The sequence below is a fragment of the Nonomuraea sp. NPDC001684 genome (assembly GCF_053596515.1).
On record NZ_JBSFGJ010000758.1, the window covers coordinates 1 to 2668 of the forward strand.

3 protein-coding genes and 1 pseudogene are annotated in these 2668 nt (G+C 76.0%); 2 read left to right on the plus strand and 2 right to left on the minus strand.

What is annotated here, in order from left to right; translation table 11 throughout:
- Window positions 1-453: pseudogene (locus tag ACWCSD_RS51245) on the minus strand (hypothetical protein); the annotation flags it as partial.
- A 154-nt stretch (window positions 454-607) separates the two neighbouring features.
- Between ACWCSD_RS51245 and ACWCSD_RS51250 the strand changes: the two are divergent.
- On the plus strand, window positions 608-1627 hold the full coding sequence (locus ACWCSD_RS51250) for a hypothetical protein (protein ID WP_449926941.1): 1020 nt from the start codon (window positions 608-610) through the stop codon (window positions 1625-1627).
- A 26-nt stretch (window positions 1628-1653) separates the two neighbouring features.
- Here the strand turns inward: ACWCSD_RS51250 and ACWCSD_RS51255 are convergent, their stop codons facing one another.
- Window positions 1654-2352: a CTP synthase C-terminal region-related (seleno)protein gene (locus ACWCSD_RS51255; RefSeq protein ID WP_449926944.1), complete on the minus strand. Its 699-nt coding sequence runs from the start codon at window positions 2350-2352 to the stop codon at window positions 1654-1656.
- Between the two features lie 71 nt (window positions 2353-2423).
- On the opposite strand from ACWCSD_RS51255, the gene ACWCSD_RS51260 reads away from it, so the two are divergent.
- Window positions 2424-2668: LysR family transcriptional regulator (locus tag ACWCSD_RS51260; protein ID WP_449926947.1), on the plus strand; the 245-nt coding region annotated here is incomplete at its 3' end.

Here is a 2668-nt window from a genome sequence, read left to right on the forward strand (position 1 = left end):
GACCGCCCCGCCGAACAGCACCGCGACCAGCGCCCACACCGGGTACGGCGCCAGCCCCGGCGGCCGCAGGGCGAACCTGGCCAGCGAGGCGGCCACCCACGCCGCCCCGACGGCCACGGCCGCGGGCGGACGCCGGCGGAGCGCGACGACCAGCGTGGCGATCCCGGCGGCGACCGAGGCGGCGGCGGCCGGGATCGCCAGCCCCACGGCGGCCAGCCCGGCGGCCACCCGACGGCGGCGGCACCACCACAGCGCCGCGCACGCCGCCGCGCCGCCGGTCACGTCGGCCCACAGGTGCCAGCCGGGTGTGCCGGGCGCGAGGTCGCCCCACACCACCGAGACGGCGCCGGCCAGGGCGAGCACGACCCCTCCGGCAACCGCGACCCGCTCCCGCCGCGACCGCCCGCCCTGATTCTCGTCGCCCGTCTGCGGGCCGTTCGCCCCGAACACCATGGCCGATCGTAGCGAGCCCGCACCCGCCGTGCCGGGCGGCAACCGTGGTCACCGGCCGTGGCAACCAAAGTCGTGCCCGGTGCGCGACCGCGGTGGCCACGGACCGGCCGCAAGGCAGCAGCGCCGCCCCCGTACGGGACGGGAACGTGGGGGCATGGTCTCCCTTCAGGCACGCGGCCGGTGGGCCGCGCTCGTCCTGGCCGGGCTCACCCCGGTCGTCGCCGAGCTCACGCTGGGCAATCCGCCGCTGCGCCAGGCGTGGCTGCTGCTGGTGTGGACGCCGATCTACGGCGCGGGCACCGTCCTGATCCGCGAGCTGGTACGCCGTGCCGGTCGCGGGTGGGGGTCGGTGCTGCTGCTGGGGGCGGCGTACGGGATCGTGGAGGAGGGGCTGGCGCTGCAGGCGCTGACCAGCCCCACCCTGTACGGCGCGGCGGGGTGGGCGCCGCGTGTCCTGGGCCTCAACACCGCCTACACCGAGCTGAACATCCCCTACCACGCGGTGTTCAGCGTGGCGCTGCCGATCCTGCTGGCCGACCTGCTGTTCCCGGCGCTGCGCCACCGCCCCTACCTGGGACGGGCCGGGCTGGTGGTGGCGGGCGTGGTGTTCGTGCTGGGCGTGCTGCTGCTGCGCTGGACGGCGGCCTTCATGGACCCCGGCTACCTGGCGCCGTGGCCGGTGCAGGCGGGGATGCTGCTGGCGGTGGCGGCGCTGGCCGTCCTGGCGTTGCGGGTCGTCCCCCCGCCGCCGGCCGGGTCGGCGCAGGCGGCCGGGGGGTCGGCGGGCGTGCCCGCTCCGGCGCTGGTGGCGGTGGGGGCCGCGGTCGTCGCGTTCGGGTATCTGGCGCTGCTGTTCCCCTTCGGCGGGGCCCGGCATCCGGCCTTCACCCAGGGCGGCTGGGTGGCGGCGCCGATGGCGGCCGCGGCGCTGCTGGCCGTGGTGGCCGCGCTGCTGCTACGGCGGTGGGCCGCGCACGGCGGCTGGGGCGACCGGCACAGCCTGGCGCTGGCGGGCGGCGCGCTGATCGGGCACACCGCCTTCGGCGTGCTCGCCAACGCCCAGACGGCCGCCGACCGGGTCTCGCTCACCGTGCTCGGCCTGGTGACGGCCGCTCTCCTGGCGCTGCTGGCCCGCCGTACGGGCCGACTCGCACCGCCGGCCCGTACGCGCTGACCCGCAGCGCCCGAACGGACTGACGTTCAGCGGGCCACGGCGGCGGGCTGGGCATGGCGCTGCACGGCGGCGGCGAACGCGGCGATCAGCGGGTGCGGACGCCGCCCGTCGCCGGCCAGCTCCGGCTGGAACAGCGTGCCGACGAAGAACGGGTGGCCGGGCAGCTCGGCCACCCGCACCATGCCGTCCTCGGCGTGGCCGGAGAAGACGAGCCCGTGCTCGGTCAGCGTCCCGCGGTAGGCGTCGTTGAGGCCGTAGGAGCAGCTGTAGGCCTCGACGATGGACGTGGTCCCCATGATCTGCTCGATCCGCGAGCCGGGGGTCAGGCGCACCAGCCCCTCGTGCCCGGCCAGCGAGCACGACAGCGGCTCCAGCAGGAACGCCCCGGCGCCGGGGGTGTTCTCGGCGTGCTCGACGTCCAGCCCGCACACGTTGCGGCCGTACTCCAGCAGCATGTGCTGGAAGCCGCCACAGGTGCCCAGGAACGGGATGCGCCGCTCGCGGGCGGTGCGGGCTGCGTTGACGGCGCCGGCCTCGCTGGCGTACGGGCTGCCGGGCATGATCCAGATGCCGTCGAAGCCGTCGAGGTCGTCGGCCTCGGTGGTGGGGATCCAGTAGGGGTCCAGGGCGATGCCGTCGCGTTCGCGCAGCGCCTCGATCAGGCGGGGGACGCGGGCGTGGGACCGGACGCCGGGTGAACGGTCTGCGACCAGGGCGATTCTCATGCCTCCCATCCTGACCTCCCCCCGTCCTTAAGCGCCAACGATGATGTCTGCACCTGCTATAAGCATTACTGATGGACCCGAATCTGTTGCGCACGTTCGTGACGGTGGCCCGCCTGCGCTCCTTCTCGGCCGCCGCCCACGAGCTCGGCTACACCCAGTCGGCGATCTCCCAGCAGGTGGCGGCGTTGGAGGCCGATCTGGGGCTGCCACTGCTCGGCCGCCGCCCGGTGGAACCGACCCCGGCCGGTGAGCGGCTGCTGGAGCACGCGGGGCCGCTGCTGCTGCGCCTGCGGGCGGCGCGCGCCGACGTGCTGCG

Excerpts from the sequence above, each read along its gene's own strand:
- ACWCSD_RS51255 (WP_449926944.1), bottom strand. The coding sequence starts at position 2,352 with ATGAGAATCGCCCTGGTCGCAGACCGTTCACCCGGCGTCCGGTCCCAC.
- ACWCSD_RS51250 (WP_449926941.1), top strand. The coding sequence starts at position 608 with ATGGTCTCCCTTCAGGCACGCGGCCGGTGGGCCGCGCTCGTCCTGGCC.